Source organism: Streptomyces sp. NPDC026062, from assembly GCF_055568375.1.
On record NZ_JBVHOQ010000015.1, the window covers coordinates 37,760 to 60,511 of the forward strand.

General features: G+C 70.8%; 14 protein-coding genes and 3 pseudogenes. 6 read left to right on the top strand and 11 right to left on the bottom strand.

The annotated features are described in order from the left end of the window. Window positions 1–27 precede the first annotated feature (27 nt). From ACZ4LX_RS15965 to ACZ4LX_RS15975, 3 genes are all read right to left on the bottom strand, one after another. Complete coding sequence (locus ACZ4LX_RS15965; RefSeq protein WP_467644310.1) at window positions 28–4,086, bottom strand: Rne/Rng family ribonuclease; 4,059 nt, start codon at window positions 4,084–4,086, stop codon at window positions 28–30. A 231-nt stretch (window positions 4,087–4,317) separates the two neighbouring features. Further along, entirely contained in the window at window positions 4,318–5,100 is a 783-nt protein-coding gene (locus ACZ4LX_RS15970; RefSeq protein WP_467644313.1) for a TIGR03936 family radical SAM-associated protein, read from the bottom strand. 123 nt (window positions 5,101–5,223) lie between these two features. Further along, entirely contained in the window at window positions 5,224–6,414 is a 1,191-nt protein-coding gene (locus tag ACZ4LX_RS15975; RefSeq protein WP_467644315.1) for a hypothetical protein, read from the bottom strand. 160 nt (window positions 6,415–6,574) lie between these two features. Here ACZ4LX_RS15975 and ACZ4LX_RS15980 point away from each other — a divergent pair, with 160 nt between their 5' ends. Next, entirely contained in the window at window positions 6,575–7,126 is a 552-nt protein-coding gene (locus ACZ4LX_RS15980) for an IS30 family transposase (RefSeq protein WP_467644605.1), read from the top strand. A 41-nt stretch (window positions 7,127–7,167) separates the two neighbouring features. Continuing rightward, window positions 7,168–7,341: a helix-turn-helix domain-containing protein gene (locus ACZ4LX_RS15985; protein WP_467644319.1), complete on the top strand. Its 174-nt coding sequence runs from the start codon at window positions 7,168–7,170 to the stop codon at window positions 7,339–7,341. Window positions 7,342–7,408: 67 nt separating this feature from the next. Here the strand turns inward: ACZ4LX_RS15985 and ACZ4LX_RS15990 are convergent, their stop codons facing one another. The 4 genes and pseudogenes from ACZ4LX_RS15990 to ACZ4LX_RS16005 form a co-directional block, all read right to left on the bottom strand. After that, entirely contained in the window at window positions 7,409–8,263 is an 855-nt protein-coding gene (locus tag ACZ4LX_RS15990) for a hypothetical protein (RefSeq protein WP_467644320.1), read from the bottom strand. After that, window positions 8,244–9,149: an aldo/keto reductase gene (locus tag ACZ4LX_RS15995; protein WP_467721197.1), complete on the bottom strand. Its 906-nt coding sequence runs from the start codon at window positions 9,147–9,149 to the stop codon at window positions 8,244–8,246. The genes ACZ4LX_RS15990 and ACZ4LX_RS15995 overlap by 20 nt, the downstream gene beginning before the upstream one ends. After that, a pseudogene (locus tag ACZ4LX_RS16000) lies at window positions 9,146–10,332 on the bottom strand (JmjC domain-containing protein). Before ACZ4LX_RS16000 ends, ACZ4LX_RS15995 begins: the two are co-directional and overlap by 4 nt. A 14-nt stretch (window positions 10,333–10,346) precedes the next feature. Then, window positions 10,347–10,484: a hypothetical protein gene (locus tag ACZ4LX_RS16005; RefSeq protein ID WP_169435287.1), complete on the bottom strand. Its 138-nt coding sequence runs from the start codon at window positions 10,482–10,484 to the stop codon at window positions 10,347–10,349. Window positions 10,485–11,108: 624 nt separating this feature from the next. Here ACZ4LX_RS16005 and ACZ4LX_RS16010 point away from each other — a divergent pair. Then, a pseudogene (locus tag ACZ4LX_RS16010) lies at window positions 11,109–11,276 on the top strand (helix-turn-helix domain-containing protein); the annotation flags it as partial. A gap of 229 nt (window positions 11,277–11,505) precedes the next feature. Beyond that, window positions 11,506–11,706: pseudogene (locus ACZ4LX_RS16015) on the top strand (hypothetical protein); the annotation flags it as partial. A gap of 417 nt (window positions 11,707–12,123) precedes the next feature. Here ACZ4LX_RS16015 and ACZ4LX_RS16020 read toward each other — a convergent pair. Together ACZ4LX_RS16020 and ACZ4LX_RS16025 are read right to left on the bottom strand one after the other, a co-directional pair. Beyond that, window positions 12,124–14,049 carry a TIGR03960 family B12-binding radical SAM protein gene (locus ACZ4LX_RS16020; RefSeq protein WP_467644326.1) on the bottom strand — a complete coding sequence of 642 codons (1,926 nt, stop codon included), beginning with the start codon at window positions 14,047–14,049 and terminating at the stop codon, window positions 12,124–12,126. Between the two features lie 50 nt (window positions 14,050–14,099). Next, the gene (locus tag ACZ4LX_RS16025; RefSeq protein ID WP_467644328.1) at window positions 14,100–15,641 is read right to left on the bottom strand and encodes a CYTH and CHAD domain-containing protein; all 1,542 of its coding nucleotides are present in this window, start codon (window positions 15,639–15,641) and stop codon (window positions 14,100–14,102) included. Between the two features lie 152 nt (window positions 15,642–15,793). On the opposite strand from ACZ4LX_RS16025, the gene ACZ4LX_RS16030 reads away from it, so the two are divergent. Further along, window positions 15,794–16,144, top strand: coding sequence for a trypco2 family protein (locus ACZ4LX_RS16030; protein WP_467644330.1), 351 nt, complete (start codon window positions 15,794–15,796; stop codon window positions 16,142–16,144). After that, window positions 16,141–19,317: an NACHT domain-containing protein gene (locus ACZ4LX_RS16035; protein WP_467644332.1), complete on the top strand. Its 3,177-nt coding sequence runs from the start codon at window positions 16,141–16,143 to the stop codon at window positions 19,315–19,317. Before ACZ4LX_RS16030 ends, ACZ4LX_RS16035 begins: the two co-directional genes overlap by 4 nt. Here the strand turns inward: ACZ4LX_RS16035 and rodA are convergent. Further along, window positions 19,309–20,499 (bottom strand): rod shape-determining protein RodA, encoded by a 1,191-nt coding sequence (gene rodA / locus ACZ4LX_RS16040; RefSeq protein ID WP_467644335.1) that lies wholly within the window; start codon window positions 20,497–20,499, stop codon window positions 19,309–19,311. The genes ACZ4LX_RS16035 and rodA overlap by 9 nt on opposite strands. Continuing rightward, a complete protein-coding gene (gene mrdA, locus ACZ4LX_RS16045; RefSeq protein WP_467644338.1) occupies window positions 20,499–22,664 on the bottom strand; it encodes a penicillin-binding protein 2 in 2,166 nt (721 codons plus the stop codon). The genes rodA and mrdA overlap by 1 nt, the downstream gene beginning before the upstream one ends. Between the last annotated feature and the right edge of the window lie 88 nt (window positions 22,665–22,752).

Here is a 22,752-nt window from a genome sequence, read left to right on the forward strand (position 1 = left end):
ACTGCGTCAAAGCGCGGTGCGAAGAGGTCAGACCTCGTCGGCCGAAGCCGTGACGCCGGACGACGACTGCTCGGCCGCCACCGTCTTCTTCGCCGCCGCCTTCTTGGCCGTCGTCTTCTTCGCGGCGGTCTTCTTGGCCGCCGTCTTCTTCACTGCCGCCTTCTTGGCCGTGACCTTCTTCGCGGTCTTGCGGGCCGCCTTCTTGGCCGGTGCCGGTTCGGCCTCGGCCTCGGCTGCGGGCTCCGGCGCGGCAGCGGGCTCGGCGCCCGTCACCACGACGACCTCGGCGTCCACGGCGCCTGCGGGGGAACCCGCGGGCGCGGTGGCCTTACGGGTCGCCCGGCGCCGGGCACGCGGCGGTGCCGGCTCCTCGGCGGGGGCCTCGACCGGCGGCGCCTCGACGACCGGGTCCTCGGCGGCAACCGGGTCGGCGGCCGGCACCGGCTCCTCGGCGACGGGAACCGCGACCGGCTCGGCGGCCGGAGCGGGCGAACCCGCCGGGGCGGTCGCCTTACGGGTCGCCCGACGGCGCGTACGGCCCTGCGGCGCCTCGGCCGGGACCTCGGCGACCGGGGTCTCGGCCACGGGCTCCGGCTCCACCACGGGCTCCGGTGCCACGACCGGCTCGGCCACCGGGGCCGGGGCGGTCGCGGACTTCGGTGCCACGACCGGCTCGGCCACCGGGGCCGGGGCGGTCGCGGACTTCGGGGCACCGGCCGGGGCCGTCGCCTTACGGGTCGCCCGGCGACGGCCACGGCCGCGTGTGGCGGCTGCCTCGGCCTCTGCCGCGCTGCTGTACAGCTCCTCGTCCGCGACGAACTCCGGCTCGGGAAGCGCCACCGGAGCGGCCACCTCGGCAGCCACCTCGGCCTCGGTCTCGACGTCGGTGTCCGTCTCGGAGACCTGCTCGTGGTCGTGGTCGTGGTCGTGGCCCGAACCGCCGCGGCGCTTCTTGGCACGCTTGCCGCCGCCACCCGCCGATGTGGGCTGCTCCATGTGCACGATCACGCCACGCCCGTTGCAGTGGACACAGGTCTCGGAGAAGGACTCCAGCAGACCCTGGCCGACCCGCTTGCGGGTCATCTGGACCAGGCCGAGCGAGGTGACCTCGGCGACCTGATGCTTCGTACGGTCGCGTCCCAGGCACTCCAGCAGACGCCGCAGCACCAGGTCCCGGTTGGACTCCAGCACCATGTCGATGAAGTCGACGACGACGATGCCGCCGAGGTCGCGCAGCCGCAGCTGGCGCACGATCTCCTCGGCCGCCTCCAGGTTGTTCTTGGTGACGGTCTCTTCCAGGTTGCCGCCCTGCCCGGTGAACTTGCCGGTGTTGACGTCGACGACGACCATCGCCTCGGTCTTGTCGATCACCAGCGAGCCGCCGCTCGGCAGGTAGACCTTGCGGTCCAGCGCCTTCATGAGCTGCTCGTCGATCCGGTACGTCGCGAAGATGTCGACCTCGGAGGTCCACCGCGAGAGCCGGTCCGTCAGGTCGGGCGCCACGTGCGAGACGTAGCCGTAGATGGTCTCCCACGCCTCGTCACCGCTGACGATGACCTTGGAGAAGTCCTCGTTGAAGATGTCGCGGACGACCCGGACGGTCATGTCCGGCTCGCCGTAGAGCAGCGTCGGCGCGTTGGAGCTGCCGCTGCTCTTCGACTTCTTCTGGATGTCCTCCCACTGCTGCTGGAGACGCTCGACGTCGCGGCGCAGCTCGTCCTCGCTCGCGCCTTCCGCCGCGGTACGGACGATGACGCCCGCGTCCTCGGGGACGATCTTCTTGAGGATGGTCTTGAGCCGGGCGCGCTCGGTGTCGGGCAGCTTGCGGCTGATCCCGGTCATCGAGCCCTCGGGCACGTAGACGAGGTAGCGGCCGGGCAGCGAGACCTGGCTGGTCAGGCGGGCGCCCTTGTGGCCGATCGGGTCCTTCGTCACCTGGACGAGGACGGACTGGCCGGACTTGAGCGCGGTCTCGATCCGGCGCGGCCCGTGAGCCATGCCGAGCGCCTCGAAGTTGACCTCACCGGCGTACAGGACGGCGTTGCGGCCCTTGCCGATGTCGACGAAGGCGGCCTCCATGGACGGCAGGACGTTCTGGACCTTGCCCAGGTAGACGTTGCCGACGTAACTGGTGGCCTGCTCCTTGTTGACGTAGTGCTCGACGAGCACGTTGTCCTCAAGGACGCCGATCTGGGTGCGCTCGCCGCTCTGGCGGACGACCATCACGCGCTCGACGGCCTCGCGACGGGCGAGGAACTCCGCCTCGGTGATGATCGGAACCCGGCGGCGGCCCTGCTCGCGGCCCTCGCGGCGGCGCTGCTTCTTCGCCTCCATGCGGGTCGAGCCCTTGATGGACTGGACCTCGTCGAAACCGGTGCCGGGCTCGCGCTCCTCCTTCTTGCGCGGCTCCCGGACCTTGACGACGGTGCGCTCCGGGTCGTCCGTGCCGTTCTCGGCCTCGGACGAGGCGTCACCGCTGCGACGGCGGCGACGGCGGCGGCGCCGGCTGCTGCTCGATCCGGAGGCGCCGGACTCGTGGTCGTCCTGCTCGTCGTCGCCCTCGTCCTCGGACTCCTGAGCACGCGTCTGCTCGTCGTCGGAGTGCTCGGCGGCGTCGTCCGCGTGCTGCTCGGCGGCGTCGTCCTCGGCGGACTCGCCACGACGGCGGCGGCGGCCACCGCGACGGCGACGGCGCGACGGACGGTCGCCGTACTCGTCGGTCTCCTCCCCGTCCTGCTCGGCGTCGCTCTCGTTCTCGGGCTCTTCCTCGGCCTGCTCCTGGACCGGAGCGGCGGCCGGGGCGGGCGCGGCGGCGGGCTCGGCCTCGGCGGCCTCACCGCGACGGCGGCGACGGCGGCGCGAACCACCCTGCGGCGCGGCCTCGGCGGCCGGCTCGGCGGGAGCGGTGGTCTGCTCCTCCACCGTCCCGGTCTCGTCCTCCAGCTCCTCGTCCTGTGCGACGGGGGGCTGCGCGGCGGCCGCGGCAGCCGCGGTCTCCGGGGTCTGGAACATCGGCTCGGCGAAGACCGGCGCCTGGAACACGGCGACGGCGGGGCGCGTCGCCCGGCGGCTCTTGCGCGCGGGCTCCTCGGCCTTGCCGGTGAACTCGGGCCGGCCCGCGGCGGCGGTGGCACGGCGACGCTGACGGCCGCGCGGGGCGGCCTCCTCGACCTCGGTGCTCTCGGCGGCCAGCTCCTCCACGGCTTCCTCGGGCAGGCTCTCGCCCGGCTGGGTCTCGGTGCGCGCCTCGACGGCCTCCGTGACCTGCGGGGCACCTGCGGGAGAGGTCGCCTTGCGGGACGCACGCCGACGGCCGCGCGGGGCCTCGACAGGCTCGGCCGGCTCTGCGGGCTCGGCCGTTTCGGTGACCTCGGCCTGCTGCGCCGGCTCGGCGGCGGCCTCGGCCCGGGCGGCCTGCGGCGCACCGGCGGGCGCGGACGCGCGGCGCCGGGTACGGCCACGGGGCGCCTCGGCGACGGCGGGCTCGGCCGCGGCGGGCTCGGCGGCCTCGGCCGCGACGGCCTCCTCGACGATCTCGGCCACCTCAGCGGCCTGCGGCGCACCGGCGGGCGCGGTCGCCTTACGGGTCGCGCGACGACGCGCACGCGGCGCGGGCTCCACGGCCTCTTCCTCGGCCGGCGCGGCGGCGGCCGGCTCCACGGCCTCGGCGGCCTGCGGCGCACCCGCGGGGGCGGTCGCCTTACGGGTCGCCCGACGACGCGCACGCGGCGCCTCGACCGGCGCGGCGGCTTCTTCCTCGACCGGCGCGGCGGCCGGGGCGGCCGGCTCCACGACCTCGGCGGCCTGCGGCGCACCGGCGGGCGCGGTGGCCTTGCGGACGGCCCGGCGGCGCGCACGGACGGGCGGCGCGGCCTCGGCCTCGGTGGTGTTCTCCGTGCTGGCTTCCGACACTCCGGCGTCAACGGCCGGTATGGCCGGCCCCTCGGCTCCGGCCTGTGCGCCGGCCGTCGGCGGGCCCGCCGGGCGGGAGGCCGCGCGGCGCCTGCGGCGCGGCGGCAGCTTGTCCCCGGGGGCGTTGTTCTCTTCTGCGTTCCCGGCCGTACCGGGTTCGATGGACTGAGGCATGCGGGCGGTTCTCCCGTCGGGCTCCCGGGCGCCGCGCCTGATTCCGGTCCGGCACGGTCCGCGTGTGTACGCGGTACCGCCGTCCGGGGCGCGGGCGCCGCACGGGAACTGAATGTCTGGCTCGCCGGTTCCGTACACCTGGTGTGCACGGCCTGGCGAAAGTCTTATGGGTCAGCGCGCGGCCCGGCCCAGGTGGCTCCCGAGTCCGAGGGCTGCGCTACAACGACCGCCTTACGCGGAACCCGCACCCTCGGGCGCTGTCGCGGCGGCGGTCCCGGTGGCCGTGGGTAGAGCGGCCGGGGCTGCCTCGCGGTCAGGCGCGAGCGGGTCGGTCACCGTGCCGGACTCCTCGTCGAAGAGCCCCTGCGCCAGCCTGGTCACCGCTGCGGGGACCGGCGGCGCCAGGTCGGCCACAACGCGGAGACCGGACAGGACGTCGTCAGGCCGAACGGCAGGTGTCACGTGCCGAACAACCAGCCGCAGTATCGCACAGGCCCTGTCCCCGGGCCTATCAGGCTGATGATCAAGGGCCTGCAGGTCGACGACGGCCGACCGGGCGTCGAAGCTCCGCATGCCGTTCTTCGTACGGCGCTCGACCTCGACACTCTCCGCCGCGTTGAACGCGGCGACGGCCTTCTCGGCATCCTCCACGGCGACCCCGTTCAGCCGCATCTCCCAGATGGAGGCGGTGAGCCGGTCGGCGAGACCCGAGGTACGGGCCTCGACGGCGTCGGTGATGTCGAGACCGTCCGGCAGCGAGTCGTTGAGCAGTTCGCGCAGAGTGCCCGGATCACGGGCCTCGGTGAGGGCGATCTCCAGGAACTCGGCCTCGCTGCCCGTACCGGTGGGCGCGGCGTTGGCGTACGACACCTTGGGGTGAGGGGTGAAGCCCGCCGAATAGGCCATGGGCACCTCGGAGCGGCGCAGCGCCCGCTCGAAGGCACGCTGGAAGTCACGGTGACTGGTGAACCGGAGGCGGCCGCGCTTCGTGTAGCGCAGTCGGATGCGCTGCACTGCCGGTGCGGGCGGCGGGCCTTCGGGCTGTCGCTTGCCCAGTGGTTCTTCTCCTCGGTGCGGAGCGGACGCGGTGGAACGCCGCCCTCGAAATACGGGTGGCCCCGGGGTGTCCGGTCCGGCTCACCCCTGCCGGGCGGATTTCTCTTTCCGCAGGGAGATCTCTGGTTCGGACGCCGCGCTGGGCACGATCGTTGTACTACCCAGAGTACGCGCAGACAGGCCTTCCAGTTCCCGGGGCCGGGGTGCGCGGGGCGCGCCCACCAGCGCCCGCCATGCGTCGCGCCTGGCCTGCCGCACGGTCTCGCGGGCCGTGCGCAGCGTCTGCCGGGCCGTCCGGCCCACCGCGAGGACGGCGCGCCGGGCGGGGGCGAGCACGGCGTCGCGCAGGAAGTGCCCGACCGGGGTGCACACCGTGCGGTAGACCCAGGCGGCCGGCGCCCCGACGAGATGCCACGCCAGCCAGGCCAGTGCCCGGCCCACGGCCCGCGAGATGAACCCGGCGATCCGCCAGGCGACGCCGAACGCGGCGGCGATCTCCCGGGCGACGGGGGTCAGGATCCGCCGGTACACCCAGGCCACCGGGGCGACGAGAACCACCGCGACCAGCCAACGGACGCCGTCCCACAGCCCCCGGAAGCCGGCTCCGATGCCACGGATCAGGGTGCCGAGGAGCCAGCTGATGCCATGCCCCAGCGGGGTGAGCAGACGCCGGTACGTCCACACCAGCGGCAGCACGATCAGGTGCTCCACGGCCCATGCGGCCGCCGACCCCAGCGGCTTCAGCACATACCGCCGCAGAAGGGCCGCGGGCGCGACGAAGAGGGCTCCGAGCAGCCACCTCAGCGCGGTGCCGATGCCATGTGCGGCGGGGAGCAGGAGCGCCCGGTGCACCCACTGCAGCCCGTGTCCCAGCGGGGTGAGCATCCACGCGTACAGCCATGCGAGCGGAACCCCGATCCCGTACCGCACCCCGGGCACCACCGCGTACCGCCACAACGCAACCCACGGCCACACGAACACCGCCGCAGCCACCCACACCAGCCCATGGCCCAACGGCGTCAGCACCCGCGCGTACAGCCAGCTGGCCGGAGTCATCACCAGGGCCTCGAAGAGCCACGCGAGCGCCCGGCCCAGCGGGCGGAAAAAGGCCAGGTCGGCCGCGCGGGCACCGGCGACGAGTGCGTCCCACACCAGCCGGACCGGCAGGACGAGGACCAGGACGACGATCCGCACCGGAATTCTGACGAGCGTGGTCAGACAGCCGTCGCCGCTCTCGTACTGGGCGGGCGCCTGGTGCTTTCCGTATTCCATGCACTCCATGACGCGAAGGCCCGGCCGGGGGTTTCTTCCGTTCCAGTGGTCGTCGCAACACCCCAGTTCAGGGGATGCGATGGACTTCAAGATCCGGGAGATTCGGACGGCTCAAGGGCCGAAGAAGCTGCTGCGTGAGCGGGAGACATACTTCCGGCTCATGCAGCAGGGCTTCAGCAACGAGCACGCGTGCCAGATCGTCGGCGTCAACTCGAAGACCGGGCGCCGGTGGCGCAATGGTCGCAGCGCCGACCGCAAGCAGAAGGCGGCACCGCCGGTTCGACCGGTAGTGCCGCCTTCCGGCGCGTCCCGGTACTTGCACGAGGCAGACCGGATCTACATTGCCGACCGGCTGCGGGAGAAGGCATCGGTCCGTGCGATAGCCGCCGAGCTGGGCCGCAGCCCGTCCACGGTCAGCCGGGAGATACCTCGCAACCGCACGGACGGGACCCGCGGCCAGTGGCACTACCGGCCGTTCACCGTCGCCACCGACGTCCCGGTCCACTTCTGCGACCCCGCCAGCCCCTGGCAGCGCGGTTCGAACGAGAACACCAACGGCCTGCTGCGGCAGTACTTCCCCAAGGCCACCGACCTGACGGTCCACACCCGCGACGACCTGGACGCCGTCGCCGCCGAGCTCAACGGCCGCCCACGCAAAACGCTCGGCTGGGAAACCCCAGCCGAGCGCCTGCATAAACTGCTCGCGGCCTGATCAACACGACCACGTGTTGCAACGACCCCTAGAAAGCGCCTTTGGAGGCTGCGGCCCGCAAGGGCAACGTCGGTGGGCGGCCGTCCGTCTTGGATGACGACAAGCTCGCCGTAGCCCGTGCCCGGCACGCCAAGGGCGACAGCGTCACGGCCATCGCCAAGGCTCTGGGAATCGGCCGCGCCACGTTGTACCGCCACCTCGGAGAGAGCGCCTGAGACAGGCGCACAGGGACACAGACAGGCCCCCGGCATCACGTCGGGGGCCGCTGTCATGCGCGGCCTGTCAGGCACTGACCTCTGAGTGAAGGGGAACCGGTGGCCGAACGCCCGTGAGTGACTCCGCCCGAGCGAGAAGGTGCGGGGCCAGGTCCGGGTACCAGCCACGGGCTACCGCTTGCAGCATCTCCGCCAGGGCCGCAAGCTCTCCGACTCGGCCGGCTGGGGTGTCCAGGACCGAAGCGAACTCCAGGCGGATGCGGTCCGCCACATCGGGAACGAGCAGGCTGTTCGCGTGAAGAAGACCCGCGTCGTAGCCGTAGGGCACCAGGCCCCACCGCTCCCAGTCCAGCAGGGTCAGGGGCATGGTCGTGAGGTTGCCCCAGTGCAGGTCACCATGACCGGTCACCCGCTCCACCTTGGCCGGGGCAGGGATGCCGAGGAACTGGGGGAAGGCGCGTTCGATCCACCCGTCCCGGACGGTGACCTTTACTCCCTCCGCCGCAGCGAGCATGGCCAGGGCTCGGCGCAGGTCGGCCCACCACTCGGCAGGCAAGCCGGGGTCGCGGTCCAGGTCGGCCCGCTCCGGGGACACGACGGGGTGCGTCACGTAGTCGAGGACTTCGGCCTCGAAGGCCCACTCCCCGTCAGTCCAGTCGTGCACCTCGTAGAGGCGCGGGCGCGGGACCGCGTCAGGCACCAGCAGGGAGGCACCCACGATGCCCTCTCCCTGCTTCCTGCCTTCGTTCCTCCTGGCCGTCCGGCCCACTCGTAGCCACCGCTCCCCCGCCTGCCGACCGAGGGTCACCCCTTGGAACCCCCAGGCCAGCGGACCCGTACACGTGAGACCCAGAGCCTTCGCCGCCCTGTCGTGGGCAGCCTCCATCAGGGTCTGTACGTCCTCACTCGGCGGCGAGTTCATCGGTCACCCTCCTCAGTTCCTCGGCCGTCAGCGGCGCAGCCAGAGGCTTCGCCGCATCGTCCCAGTGTTCGCGGGTGCTCGCGGAAGTCAGGACGACATCGAGGCCGGGGCACGATCCGGCAGCCAGCAAGGCAGCGGCTGCGGCCGACAGGCCGGGACGGATGAAGTTCACCAGATCGGGTGTCATGGCATCCAGCAGTTCGCCGCCGTGCAGAGGGGCGGAGCCGAACGTGATCAGCCCCGCGTCCTTCGCCTGCACCAGCGGTCCGCCGCCGCCGAGTGTCTGTCTGATCAGGTCGTCCATGATCAGGCTGACGGGCGTCTGCAACCCCGTGAAGTGGTGCTCGGCGGAGCCCGCCGCCTGTCGGGCGAGCGCAAGCAACTCGGGAACCGTGAACGCTTCGGAGGTCAGGCCCGTCCAGGTGGCGACGCCGTACCCGTCGATCTTGCCCGCATGGGCGAACTCTTCCAGCGCCGTGAAGGCTTCCCGTACACGCCGGTGCAGAGCGGCACGGTCGAGGCCGCGCCCGTGGTGCTCGGGGTTGTGCACGAACACCAGGTCCACGCGGCTGAGTGTGGCCAACGAACGCTCCGTCTGCCAGCGAACGAAGCCCGGTTCAAGGCTGTACCGGCTGGCCGTCTCTTCCCGGGTGAGCACGCCTTCAGCCAAGGCGGTGCGGCCTTGCTCCTCCGTGAAGAACCCTGTCTTCGTGGCCACCCGAACGGTGGGGTACTCGCCGAGAACCGAGCGCAGCGCCTCGTGTGCTCCCCCGTGGGCGTAGTTGGGTGCCGTATCCACCCAGGGGCTACCAGCAGCCAGGGCGGTGCGTGCCGCCTGACTGACGGCACGCACGCGGTATGTCCCCAGGGAGAGAGCGGCAGTCACAGCGCGGTCCCCACGACCGCGACGGCGTGGCCCTCGACGAGGGCCGAGACCAGCTCGGCCACGTCCTTGATCTCCAATCCGGCGGAGTCGGCCATCTCCCCGAGCGTGGTCGGCAGACCGGTCAGCAGCGTGCCAGGACGGGAAGGGCCGAATCGGCGAAGTCCCAGGCGGTACCGGCCGCCGAGAACGTGACCGTGCTGTGGGTGGGATTCGCCGTCAGGCGGCCCCGAGGGGCGGTCAGCTTGACCGTGATCTCAGCACGTGCGGGCAGCCCGTCCACGTAGGGCAGCGAGGGAATGGCGTGCCCCAGGTCAGTCGTATCGATGGACTCCGCCCACCGCTCCACCAACCAGGGATCGGCCAGTTCGTTCAGCACCTCACCGCGTAGCGCGGCGATGAAGTCGGAGTGCTCACTCAGTGAGGCAAACCGCGGGATGTCCTTGCGCAGCGCGAGGGACGACCGGAGCTGATCCACGACCCAGAGCATGAGGTCCGCGCCGGTGTGCGGGACCATGCCGAACGTCAGGTGCATCGATTCCGTCCCCTGGTCAGCCGTGACCGCGTGCCACCAGCCGCGCGGCAGGTAGAGCACATCGCCGGGAGCGAGCACGATGTCCGCCACCGGGTCACCCTCGGGAGTCTCCGGCGACTCCACGTCCCGGAAGGTCGGAGCCTCACGGGTGGAGCCGTACAAGCGCCACCGCTTCGAGCCATGGACCTGCACCACCACGACATCGTGGTCGTCCCAGTGCAGGCCGAAGCCCTCCCGATCGGTCCAGGACGCGTACGCGTTGGCCTGCACGGACGTGCCGAGGAACCGTTCAAGACCTTCGGCAGCCGCACCCACGACGGGGTGGATCTTCTCGACCGCATCGAGAACCAGCGACGCCCCGTCCCTGAGCTGGGCGTGGAAGTCGGCCGGCTGGATGCGCGACCAGGTGACCGCGCGGCGGTTCGTGGTCGGGATCGCGTAGCGGTGAAGGGGGACCATCTCGCCGTCGACGGACAGGCGCAGCCGAGGCGGCTCCAGTCGTTGCGTCGCGATGATCCGGTTCAGGTCGTCCCAGGAGAACAGACCCGCCGTGTCGGCGGTGCTGGGGAAGTGCGCGTAGGAGCGGTGGTACGTCTGGGCGAGGAACGTGTCCCCGCCCAGACGCCCCGCCCACGAAGCGGCATCAAGCATCGTGGGCAGCCCCGTCAGTCGTTGCCGTCAGAACGCCCGCTACTGACGTCCGACTCCTGCTCGGCACGCGTCCGCGCGGCCACGATCTTGCGCTTCGCGACGAGCAGGCCACCCCCCTCGGGGGCCACCGATCCGGTGTTCTCTTCCACCATCGGACTTACCTCTCTACTCGGAAACACCCGCCGGGAATCCGGCGGGAGGAAATGGGAGGGCAGCAGCCTTCGAGGCCGCCACCGCGTTGCAAGGGCTCCGGCGAGGAACACGGCCGAGCCGCCGAGGACCATGGCCAGGCAGAGCGGACCTGCGTACCAACCGAAGCGGCGCAGCACCCAGTTCCGTAAGCCAGACCTCACGCCGTCCTCGGCTCGATGTCAGCCGGGCGGAGCGACGTGGCGGACAGCGAGTCGTGCCCCGTACAGCGGGCACACCCGCAGGGCGGGTATCGGCCCGGGTCGGACAGGATGACGAACGGGTCACCCTCCCGAACCCGGGTGCTCTGCTGCCAAGTACGACCCGAGTCGCGGGATACCCGAAGGCTCATGAGAACGCGGCGATCAGTGCCGAGGTCCACGGCCCGAGTGGAGCCGAAGCCATCGTTCGCCATGCCGTTCTGCGTTCCCATGTCCGCACCCTTCCGCAGGTTCTCGCCCGTGCCGCTTGCGACAACCCCAAGGAAACCGCCGGGAGTCCGGACCCTCCACGGCATCAATGCGGCAGTCTTGACGCAGATCCGTGCACGGCAGCGACGTAGGTTCAGGTCATGGGAAGGGGCCGCCATGGGACTGGCGGAACGGCGCAAGACCCTGGGCTACAGTCAAGAGAAATTGGCTCAGTTACTCGGGGTGGACCGAACAACGGTCGGACGCTGGGAGAGCGGCAGGATCGAACCCCAGCCACCCCAGCGACGGGGCTTGGCCAATGCCCTCGAAGTCACTCTCATCGAGCTTGACGCCCTCCTGCCGCAGCCACGAGCCGCCAGCCAGGAGGCCACAGGGCAGCAGTCCAGTGACCATCCAGGCGCGGGAGACCCCGACGACATGATCCGCCGCGAATTCCTCCGCATCCTCACAGTCAGCGGAGCACTCACCGCCTTGCCTCTGGATGAGGCCGAAGCCCTCACGGACGGGGTGCGCAGGGGCGCACCATCCGACTTCGCACGGATGAACAGCCACCATCGAGATCAGCAGTGGCCACGCTTCCCGACTGTCCCGAGAGCAGAAAGGCCGGTTCGTCGCGACCTGCTGGACCGCTCAGATGTTCAAGCACTTCGAGGACCCGAAGCCCGGCTACGTCGCCGACTGGCCGGACCTCCCGAAGTGGCAGCAGGAGACCGACGCCGACATCTTCGAGGCCATCGAGAAGGCTGCCTCCTGATCCTGGCCGCTTGAGACAGCCCCCGGAGCGAGCGGTGCATACCCACCGGACCGGGGGCTGAGCCTTACCCAGGACCGCCACGCGGACGCCTGCCGGGCGAACAGCCCCCCGAGGGTGGCCATCCGACGCGGCGGGTGCGTACAGCCCCTCTCGCAGCCGGTGAGCCCGCCTCACTCAGGACAGGCGAGAGGCGCCCGGCTGTGACTGCCCGGACGCCTCTGTTCAGCTACACCCACTCGACCGCCGAGACGATGCCCGGATCTTGCCGAGGAGCAGGGAGCGGCGTGCGCCGCACAGGGCGAGAAGCCTGCTCCCGCTCCTTCGTCCCGAGCCCTCTCAGGATCTCGGAACTCTCCGCCTCGCTCATGCCAGCGAGCGTCTCAGCCATCCTCTGGACGGCATCGCCGCTGGTCACGGCTACTTCTTGACCTCAAGCGGGAGCAGCTTCTTCCCCGTCGGTCCTACTTGTGGCCATGTGTCGAACTGAGGGCACACTCCACAGTCGAAACACGGCGTCCAGCGGCAGTCCTCGACCTCGGTCTCGTCGAGCGAGTCCTGCCAGTCCTCCCAGAGCCAGTCCTTGTCGAGGCCGGAGTCCAGGTGGTCCCAGGGCAGGACCTCCTCGTACGTCCGCTCGCGGGTGGTGTACCAGTCGACGTCCACGCCGAAGTCCGGCAGCGCCTTTTCGGCGCTCTTCATCCACAGGTCGTAGCTGAAGTACTCGCGCCAGCCGTCGAAGCGGCCGCCGGCCTCGTAGACGGCCCGGATGACCGAGCCGACGCGGCGGTCGCCGCGCGAGAGCAGGCCCTCGACGATGCCGGGCTTGCCGTCGTGGTAGCGGAAGCCGATCGAGCGGCCGTACTTCTTGTCGCCGCGGATCTTGTCGCGGAGCTTGGTCAGCCGCGCGTCGGTCTCCTCGGCGCTGAGCTGCGGGGCCCACTGGAACGGGGTGTGCGGCTTGGGAACGAAGCCGCCGATGGAGACGGTGCAGCGGATGTCGTTCTGTCCGGAGACCTCGCGGCCCTTGGCGATGACGTTGACCGCCATGTCGCCGATCTGGAGGACGTCCTCGTCGGTCTCGGTGGGCAGGCCGCACATGAAGTACAGCTTCACCTGACGCCAGCCGTTGCCGTACGCGGTGGCGACCGTACGGATCAGGTCCTCCTCCGAGACCATCTTGTTGATGACCTTGCGCATGCGCTCGGAGCCGCCCTCGGGGGCGAAGGTGAGACCGGAGCGACGGCCGTTGCGGGTCAGCTCGTTGGCCAGGTCCACGTTGAACGCGTCGACGCGGGTGGAGGGCAGCGAGAGGCCGATCTTGTCCTCGGTGTAGCGGTCGGCGAGGCCCTTGGCGATCTCACCGATCTCGGTGTGGTCCGCGGAGGAGAGCGAGAGCAGGCCCACTTCCTCGAAGCCCGTCGCCTTGAGGCCCTTCTCCACCATGTCGCCGATGCCGGTGATGCTTCGCTCCCGCACGGGACGCGTGATCATGCCGGCCTGGCAGAAACGGCAGCCGCGGGTGCAGCCGCGGAAGATCTCCACGGACATCCGCTCGTGCACGGTCTCGGCGAGCGGAACGAGGGGCTGCTTCGGGTAGGGCCACTCGTCGAGGTCCATGACGGTGTGCTTGGACACGCGCCACGGCACGCCGGACTTGTTCGGCACGACGCGGCCGATGCGGCCGTCCGGGAGGTACTCGACATCGTAGAAGCCCGGAACGTAGACACCACCGGTCTTCGCGAGGCGGAACAGCACCTCCTCGCGGCCGCCGGGGCGGCCCTCGGCCTTCCAGGCGCGGACGATCTCCGTGATCTCCAGGACCGCCTGCTCGCCGTCGCCGATGACCGCGCAGTCGATGAACTCCGCGATCGGCTCGGGGTTGAACGCGGCGTGCCCGCCCGCGAGGACGATCGGGTCGTCGATCCCCCGGTCCTTGGCGGAGAGGGGGATGCCGGCCAGGTCCAGGGCGGTGAGCATGTTGGTGTAGCCGAGCTCGGTGGAGAAGCTCAGCCCGAAGACGTCGAACGCCTTGACCGGACGGTGGCCGTCCACGGTGAACTGCGGGACCTTGTGCTCGCGCATCAGCGCTTCGAGGTCGGGCCAGACGCTGTACGTACGCTCCGCGAGGACGCCCTCACGCTCGTTGAGTACCTCGTAAAGGATCATGACGCCCTGGTTGGGGAGTCCGACCTCGTACGCGTCCGGGTACATGAGGGCCCAGCGGACGTCGCACTCGTCCCACGGCTTGACGGTGGAGTTCAGCTCACCGCCGACGTACTGGATGGGCTTCTGCACATGCGGGAGCAGAGCTTCGAGCTGTGGGAAGACCGAATCGACAGACATCGCGAACTTTCGAGAGCCGGCAGGGGTGACCATCCAGCGTACCGCGCTGCTCAGCCTCCGGACGCCGACCGGATGTCCGCCCGGGAGGCCCGCGCCCACACCGCCGGCAGCTCCCGCTCGCGCGCCGAGGCGGCAGCCTCCTCCTGCCCGTACAGCACCCCCCAGGTGAACGAGGACTCCCCCGCCGCGTGGGCCTGGACGGCGAGGGCGCGCAGGGCCTCGCGGGCGACGACGCTGTCCTGGTGGTCGCCGAGGACGCCCTGGACGGCCTTGAGGCGCTTGACGGCTCTGCGGGCCGGTTCGCCGAGGGCGGGGCGGGCGGCCTCGGCCGCGTACCGGGCCCGCTTCGCCGCCTTGCGGGCGTCGTGCAGGGCGAGGTCGCGGCCGGGGCCCGGCGGGAGGTCCAGGGCATGGCCGACGCGGGCGGCGAGGCGCCTGTGGTTCTTGTGCACGGCGTGGGCCAGCACCTTGCCGGGCGGGCGGGCAGCCCGGGGCAGCAGCGGCGGGGCGGCGAGGAGCGCGTCCAGGGTGTCCAGCAGCGCGAGGTAGCGGGCGCCGTCGAGTACGGCGACGGTACGGCGGCGGGCGGCGCCGCGGCGGACCGTGGACCGGATCCGCAGCCGGGCGCGGACCGGGCCGAGGGCCAGGGTGCGGGGCAGCTGGTCGAGCCCGGCTCGCAGGCGGGCGTCGAGGACCTCCTGGTCACGGTCGACACCGAGCTCCGCCGCGAGCCACTTCAGGTCCTCGCAGACGGGGTCGGTGACCGTCCGGTCGAGGACCTCGCGGTAGGTGCGGAGCGCGCTGCGGAGTCTGCGGGTGGCGACGCGCATCCGGTGCACGGAGTCGGGCAGGTCCCGGCGCACGGCCGGGTCGAGGGCGATGATCGCCGCGACCTGGTGGCGGGCGTAGGCGAGGACGTGGTCGCCCGCGGTGCGCGGGGGTGCGACGGGCTCGCGCCGCCGCTGTCCCTTCTTCTCCTTCTTCTCCTTCTTCGGCGCGGTCTCGGCCAGGGCGCGGGAGAGTTTGGACGGGGACGCGGAGGGGTGTATCCCGGCCTTGCGCAGCCGCTTCCCGACGGCGTCGAGGAAGGCCGGGTCGCCGTCGTCGGCGAGTTCGACCTCGATCTCGGTCCAGGTGGCGGTGGCACTGCCGTCGTGCAGCCGTTCGGCCCGGACCTCGTCGACGCTGAGTTCGGCCAGGAGTACGCCGTCCGGGCCGGTGAGCAGGTGGACGTCGCGGGCGGAGCGCAGCCGTACGACGGGGACGACGCCCGTGTTCCGGACCCGGGAGCGGATCAGTGCGGCAAGGACGGGCGGCAGGGTGTCGGAGAGCGGAGCGCGGATCTCGTCGCGGATGCCCGAGGCCACCGGGAACTTCAGATGCCAGCCGGCGTCGTCCCCGCCGGTGCGGCGGCGCAGGGTGAGGGAGCCGGCGGCGAGCCGGAAGTCCTCGGTGTCGTAGTAGACGGCGTCGAGCTCCATGACGCCGCGGTGGTCGACGGCCGCGACCCCGGCCGTCCGGGTCAGGTCGGGCAGCCGGGTGGCGCCGGTGGCTTCGTACTTCCGCTCGATCTCACGCTTCGAGTCCGCCATGCATCGAATCTAAGCGCTCCGGCGCTCACGCAGTAGTCCGGCGCCGGGCGGGTCCCGCGCGGTGGGGCAGGGGCCATTTCCTCCCAACTCCCCTTCCCCGGCGTTAAAGTCGGACCGAGACCACGCGTTCGTGCGTGTACGGGAGGGGGCCCATGTCCAGCACCGCCGGTGACGACTTCAAAGGGATCGAGCTCAATGCCGCCATTCAGGCGCTGCACGACCAGCTCGTCACCGCCTCGGCCGGCAGCGGCGCGCGCGGCATCCACTTCGAAGTCAGTGACATCGAAGTGGAATTCGCCTTCGAGTTCCGGCGCGAGACCAAAAGCGGCGGCAGGCTGAAGGCCTGGGTCGTGGAGGGCGGTGCGGATCACACACGGTCCGGCGGTACGGCCCACCGTGTGACGTTCAGCCTGTCGCCCCAGGACGCGGTGACGGGGCGCCGGTCCCTGATCGGCAACTCCGACCTGGGTGATGCGGACGACTTCGGTCCCCCGACGGCATGACCGAACAGACCCAGGCCCGGACGCTGGTCGTCCGGGCCGCCGAGCAGGGCAGCGGAGTCCTCCTGTCCTCGTGTCTGGTGCTGACCTGTGAGCATGTGCTCGGCGACGGTCATGGGATCCGGGTCATCAGCGCCGAGTCGGGCGACCCGGTCGAGTGCCGGGTCATCTGGTCCGACGCCCGGCTGGACGCGGCGCTGCTGCTGGCCGAGCGCACCCCGCTCTCCCCGGCCTCGGCGGAGCACCTCACGGAGCTGCGCCTGGGCAGGCTCGCCGAGGACGGTGTGTCGTGCACGGCCATCGGCTTCCCGCTCGCCATGCGGGACGGGCGGCGGCTGCGCCGCGACACCGAGTCCGGTACCGCCCTGACAGCCACCTATATGGCGGGAACCCGCCCCCGGATGGACCTGAAGCTGAACGGTCCGGCCGCCGCGGACCGCGCCGACCGGCTCAACCCCCTGGCGGGATTCTCCGGCGGCCCCGTCTTCGTGGGCGACATCCTGGTCGGGCACACCGTCGAGCTGCCCGACGGCCGCAACAACATCCGTCTGGTCTTCGTGCCGGTGCACGACATCCTGGCGTCGGAGGCGGCCCGCGCCGCGTGGCAGGAGCACGCGGGTGCCGTGCCGCCGGTCGAGCCCGTACCGGTGATGAGCCGCGCGGACCAGGAGTACGAGGCCCAGTACAAGGCGGAGGTCCGGCGGAAGTTCCGCACACGAGGTGTCATCGGGCTGGAGATATCCGGGCCCGGGGCGGAGCAGGTGGATCTGGACCCCTCCTACATCCGGCTGCGGGCGAAGGAGAAGAAGCAGGACGAGGCGGCCGAGCAGGACGGCCCCGAGAAGCAGCAGTTCGGCCCGGCGCAGGGGGTCCACGCCCTGCTTGCGGCGCACCCCCGGGTGCTGCTCACGGGAAAGGCGGGCAGCGGGAAGACCACGCTCGTCTCCTGGCTCGCCCGCAGCTGCGCGTCCCCGGTGCAGGACGAGGGGATCAAGGAGCTCCGGTCCAGGATTCCGCTCGTCATCAAGTTGCGGGAGGTCCACGCGCGCGGTCTGACGCTCCCCTCGCTCGACCGCGTCCACGAGGCGCTGGGTTCGGCGACTCCGCGGCCACCGGAGAACTGGGCCCGGCGGGTCCTGGACGGCGGGCGGGGAATCCTGCTCGTCGACGGTCTCGACGAGATCCCCGTCGCCGAACGGGAACGTGTGCGGCAGGAGCTCGACCAGTGGCTGGACGGCCGGGACGTCCGGTGTGTGGTGACCTCGCGGCCCGGCGCGTTCGACCGGGGCAAGTGGCGTGAGTCGTCCGGATTCACGGAGCTGCGTTTCGAGGACCTGGACACCGGCGAGGTCGAGCAGTTCGTCGGTCACTGGTACCGGGCCGCGCATCGTATCCACGGCGATCGCGGTGACTGGCGCACCGCCGCCGACGACCTCACCCGGCAGATCGCCGGGAGCACCGAGCTGGCGGACCTCGCCAGTTCCCCTCTGTTGTGCGCCGCTCTGTGCGCCCTGCACCGGGCCGAGCAGCGGGAGCTGCCCACCCGGCTCTGGGACCTGCTGGACCGCACCCTGGCCATGCTGCTGGGCCGTCGTGACCACGACCGGACCATCGCGTCGCCCGAGGGCGTGACCCTGAACGAATCCGGGCACCGCGGCTACCTGATGCCGGTCGCCGCCTGGATGGTGCGCGGCGGGCAGAACGCGATCACCCGGCAGCAGGCGCTGTGCCAGATCGGTCTGGCCGCGGTGGAGGACAGGGGCAGGTGGTCCGACGCGGAGATCCTGGAACAGCTCGTCCGGCGCACCATCCTGCGGGTCCCTTCGTGGGCCGACGGTGTCTACGAATTCGTCCACCGGACCTTCCAGGACTTCCTTGCCTCGGCGGAGATCGCCAGGACCCTGAACGTGTCGGAACTCGTGCGGAACGCCGAGGACAGCGGCTGGCAGGAGGTCATCAAGCTGAGCCCCGGCCACTGGCGGAAGACACCCGCGCTCCAGGAGCAGCTGATCGACGGGCTGCTGAAGCGCGGCGACGAACAGCACGGGGAGGACGCCGAGGGGACGAGAACCGATCTGCATCTCCTCGCGGTGGCCTGCGCGTTCAACTGCGACGCTCTCGAAGCGGGTGTCGAGAGCCGCGTCAGGCAGGCGCTGAAGGAGCTGCTGCCGCCCTCGCAGAACGTACCGACGGATTCCCTCGGCTCACTCGGCCTGCCGTTGATCCGCTACCTGGGCCCGCCCGAGGCACTCTCCTCGGACAGCGCGGAGGATCTGGCGTACATCGTCGGCAAGATCGGCGGGGAGGCCGCCCTGCCGCTGGCCGGCCGTCTGGCGGCGCTCGGCCTGCCGGGGGTGGGCGGCAAGCTCGCCGATTCCTGGCAGGACTTCCCCACCTCGCGGTATGCGCGCGAGGTGCTGGCCCGTGCCGATCTCAGGGAGGCGTCGCTGTCCGTCTACAGCGTGACCGAGCTCGCGGAGTCCGCGGTGCTGCGGCCCGTGCGGGAGATCTGGATCCGCGAGGACTTCCCGCCCGGCCTGCTCGCGGAGCACCTCTCCCCGGGCTTCTCCGAGCTGGACTTCGTCCAGTCCGAGCTGAGAGATCTGAGCCTCGTGGGCGAACACGGTGACGCTCTGGAGGTTCTCTGGCTCAGAGAGCCGTCAGCGGCCGACGACCTCTCGGCGCTCGCCCGTTGCCGCAAGCTGCGCAGGCTGTACATCGAGCCCGGCAATGCCGCGGACGCTTCGTTTCTCCGGCACCTGCCGGACCTGCAGCGCCTGGAGTTCCAGCGGCCCGCCACCGGGGAGTCCGTCGTGGACCACCTGGTCAGGCCCTCGCAGCTGGAGTCGCTGTCCGTCGTGGCCCCGGCGGTCTCTTCCCTGCGGACGGCCGTGCCGCTGCCGACCCTGCGGATGCTCACTCTGCTCGATGTGGAGGACTGGACGGACCTCTCGGCCGTCCCGGCGTCCTTCCCCTACCTGAACCATCTGTCGCTCATACTCCGTCCGGGCCGGGCGGAGCCCCTGGAGCTCGCTCCCCTCCACCGGATGCCCGGCCTGTCCGTGATGCTCGACACCGAGGCCGTCCCCGCCCTCGAAGTCCGGGGCGCGGAGCCGTTCGGGGACCGTCTGACGCGCTACCCGCTCATCGGCTTTCCCCCGCACGCGTCAGGCTGACATCGGCCGCTGCACCCGGATCGACTGGAGCAGTCCGATGGCCACCCAGACGGCGAACATCGAGGAGCCTCCGTAGGAGACGAACGGAAGCGGCAGCCCGGCGACGGGCATGATGCCGAGCGTCATGCCGATGTTCTCGAAGGCCTGGAAGGCGAACCAGGCGATGATTCCGGCGGCGACGATCGTGCCGTAGAGCTCGGTGGTCTCGCGGGCGATGCGGCAGGCACGCCACAGGACGACGCCCAGCAGGACCAGGATCAGTCCGGCGCCGAGGAAGCCGAGTTCCTCACCGGCGACGGTGAAGACGAAGTCGGTCTGCTGCTCGGGGACGAACTGCCCGGTGGTCTGGGTGCCCTGGAAGAGGCCGGTGCCGGAGAGTCCGCCGGAGCCGATCGCGATACGGGCCTGGTTGGTGTTGTAGCCGACGCCGGCCGGGTCCAGCGCCGGGTTGGCGAAGGCGGCGAACCGGGCGATCTGGTAGTCGTCGAGCAGCCCGAGCTGCCAGATGGCGACGGCTCCGGCGACGCCCGCGCCGAGGATGCCGAAGACCCAGCGGTTCGACGCTCCGGAGGCCAGCAGCACGCCGAGCACGATGACGACCATGACCATCACGGAGCCGAGGTCCGGCATTCCCATGACGACCAGCATCGGGAGCGCCGCCAGGCCGAGGGCCTTGGCGACGGTCCGGTGGTCGGGGTGCAGCTGGTCGCCCGCGTCGACGCGTTCGGCGAGCAGCATCGCCATGCCGAGAATAATGGTGATCTTGGTGAATTCGGAGGGCTGGAGGGAGAAGCCACCGGGGAGGAGGATCCAGGCGTGGGCCCCGTTCACCGTGGTGCCGAGCGGGGTGAGGACGGCCATCACGAGGACGACGGACACGCCGTACATGATCGGCACGGCACCGCGCAGGGTCCGGTGGCCGAGCCAGATGGTGCCGATCATCAGGGCGAAGCCGATGCCCGTGTTGAGGGCGTGACGGAAGAGGAAGTAGTACGGGTCGCCGTGGGTGAGCGAGTCACGTCCCCGGGTCGCCGAGTAGACGAGCAGCGAGCCGATGAAGGAGAGCGCGATCGCCGAGCCGAGCAGCGGCCAGTCGAGGCGGCGCACGACGGAGTCGCGGGCCATGAGCCGGCCCCAGCCGGACCGCTCGGGGCCGTAGCGCGGGACGGAGAAGCCTGCCATCAGTCACGCCTCCCCAGGACCGCGGCGAGCGTCTGCTCGGTCGCCGGCTTCTGCGAGTTCGGGTCGTACGGCTTGATCTTCGGGGCGTCGATGGTGCCGTCCGTCTGGATCTTCGGCAGCGACTTCTGCGGGGTCGGCAGCAGGGCCTTCTTGAGGTCCTGCTTGCCCGCGGCGTCGAGGCCGTACAGGGCGTTGTAGATGTTGCGGACGGCGGGTCCCGACGCTCCGGAACCCGTACCGCCCTGGGAGATCGTCATGACGATCGAGTAGTCCTTGGTGTATGTGGCGAACCAGGAGGTCGTCTGCTTGCCGTAGACCTCGGCCGTGCCCGTCTTGGCGTGCATCGGGATCTTGTCCTGCGGCCAGCCGCCGAATCGCCAGGCGGCGGAGCCGCGGGTCGCGACACCCGCGAGGGCTTCGTCTATTTCGTTGCGCGTCTTCTTGGTGAAGGGGAGCTTGCCGTGCGACGTCGGCTCGATCTTCTGGACGGTCTTGCCGTCACCGCTGACGATCGCCTTGCCGACGGTGGGGTCGTAGAGGGTGCCGCCGTTGGAGATGGCCGCGTAGATGGTCGCCATCTGGATCGGGGTGACGAGGGTGTCGCCCTGGCCGATCGAGTAGTTGACGGAGTCACCGGCGCGCATCTTGTCGCCTTCGAGGCAGTTCTCGTACGCGATCTGCTCGACGTACGTGCCGCCCTTCTTGCCCTGCTTGCACCAGGCGTCGTGGTTGGCCTTGGCGAAGTTCTTCTTCCACTCGCGGTCCGGGACGCGGCCGCTGACCTCGTTGGGGAGGTCGATGCCGGTCTCCTTGCCGAGGCCGAACTGGTGGGCGGTCTTGTAGAACCAGTCGTTGGGGTTCTTCTTGGGGCTGTTCCCGCCGTCCTTCTGCCACTCCTGGTGGGCGAGGCCGTAGTAGACGGTGTCGCAGGAGACTTCGAGGGCGCGGCCGATGGTGATGTTGCCGTAGCCCTGGGACTCGAAGTTCTTGAAGGTCTGGCCGCCGATGGAGTAGGAGCTGGGGCAGGGGTAGTTGCCGTCGAAGGGGTATCCGGCGTTGACCGCGGCGGTCGAGGAGATGACCTTGAAGATGGAGCCGGGTGCGGCCTGGCCCTGGATGGCCCGGTTCAGCAGCGGGAAGTTGGAGTTCTTGCCGGTGAGCTTGGCGTAGTCCTTGGCTGAGATGCCGCCGACCCAGGCGTTGGGGTCGTAGTTGGGCAGCGAGGCCATGGAGACGACCCGGCCGGTCTTGGCCTCCATGACGACGACGGCGCCGGAGTCCGCCTTGTAGTTCTCGCCGGTGTTGGTGTCGAACTCGGTACGGGCGGTCTTCATGGCCTGGTTGAGCTCGTACTCGGCGACGGCCTGTACGCGGGCGTCGATGGAGGTGACGACGCTGGCGCCGGCCTGCGCCTCGTCGTTCTTGGCCTGGCCGATGACCCGGCCGAGGTTGTCGACCTCGTAGCGGGTGACTCCCGCCTTGCCGCGCAGTTCCTTGTCGTACGTGCGCTCCAGGCCGGAGCGGCCGACCTGGTCGGAGCGGAGGTAGGGCGAGTCGCTGTCCTGGGCCTTGGTGATCTCGTCGTCGGTGACGGGTGAGAGATAGCCGAGGACCTGGGCGGTGTTCGCCTTGCCGGGGGCGGCGTAGCGGCGGACGGCGGTGGGCTCGGCGGTGATGCCGGGGAAGTCCTCCGCGCGTTCGCGGATCGTCAGGGCCTGCTGGGTGGTGGCCTCGTCGGTGACCGGGATCGGCTGGTAGGGCGAGCCGTTCCAGCAGGGCTGCGGGGTCTTCGCGTCGCAGAGCCGGACCTTGTCGAGGACGTCCTTGGGCTTCATGTCGAGGACGCCGGCGAGACGGGTCAGCACGCTCTTGCCGTCGTCGTCCATCTTCAGCAGTTCGGTGCGGCTGGCGGAGACGACGAGGCGGGTCTCGTTGTCGGCGAGGGGTACGCCGCGGGCGTCCAGGATGGAGCCTCGGGCGGCGGGCTGGACGACCTGCTGGACGTGGTTGTTCTTCGCCTCGTCGGAGTACTCCTGGCCGTTGCGGATCTGGAGGTACCAGAGGCGGCCGCCGAGGGTGAGCAGCAGGGAGAAGACGAGGACCTGGATGACGATGAGGCGGATCTGGACCCGCTGGGTCCGGCCCGTCTCCGGGATGTTGGTCACGGGGCACCCCCGGTGGTGGTCGGGCTGGGTCCTGTCCGGAGTTCCGCGTCGTCCGCGCGGGACTCCGCACAGGAGCCAGGGGTACGGG

Coding starts and splice junctions, on each gene's coding strand:
- ACZ4LX_RS16035 (WP_467644332.1), top strand. CDS start 16,141: ATGACCGAACAGACCCAGGCCCGGACGCTGGTCGTCCGGGCCGCCGAG.
- rodA (WP_467644335.1), bottom strand. CDS start 20,499: ATGGCAGGCTTCTCCGTCCCGCGCTACGGCCCCGAGCGGTCCGGCTGG.
- ACZ4LX_RS16030 (WP_467644330.1), top strand. CDS start 15,794: ATGTCCAGCACCGCCGGTGACGACTTCAAAGGGATCGAGCTCAATGCC.
- ACZ4LX_RS16020 (WP_467644326.1), bottom strand. CDS start 14,049: ATGTCTGTCGATTCGGTCTTCCCACAGCTCGAAGCTCTGCTCCCGCAT.
- ACZ4LX_RS15990 (WP_467644320.1), bottom strand. CDS start 8,263: ATGAACTCGCCGCCGAGTGAGGACGTACAGACCCTGATGGAGGCTGCC.
- ACZ4LX_RS16005 (WP_169435287.1), bottom strand. CDS start 10,484: ATGGTGGAAGAGAACACCGGATCGGTGGCCCCCGAGGGGGGTGGCCTG.
- ACZ4LX_RS15975 (WP_467644315.1), bottom strand. CDS start 6,414: ATGGAATACGGAAAGCACCAGGCGCCCGCCCAGTACGAGAGCGGCGAC.
- ACZ4LX_RS16025 (WP_467644328.1), bottom strand. CDS start 15,641: ATGGCGGACTCGAAGCGTGAGATCGAGCGGAAGTACGAAGCCACCGGC.
- ACZ4LX_RS15980 (WP_467644605.1), top strand. CDS start 6,575: ATGCAGCAGGGCTTCAGCAACGAGCACGCGTGCCAGATCGTCGGCGTC.
- ACZ4LX_RS15965 (WP_467644310.1), bottom strand. CDS start 4,086: ATGCCTCAGTCCATCGAACCCGGTACGGCCGGGAACGCAGAAGAGAAC.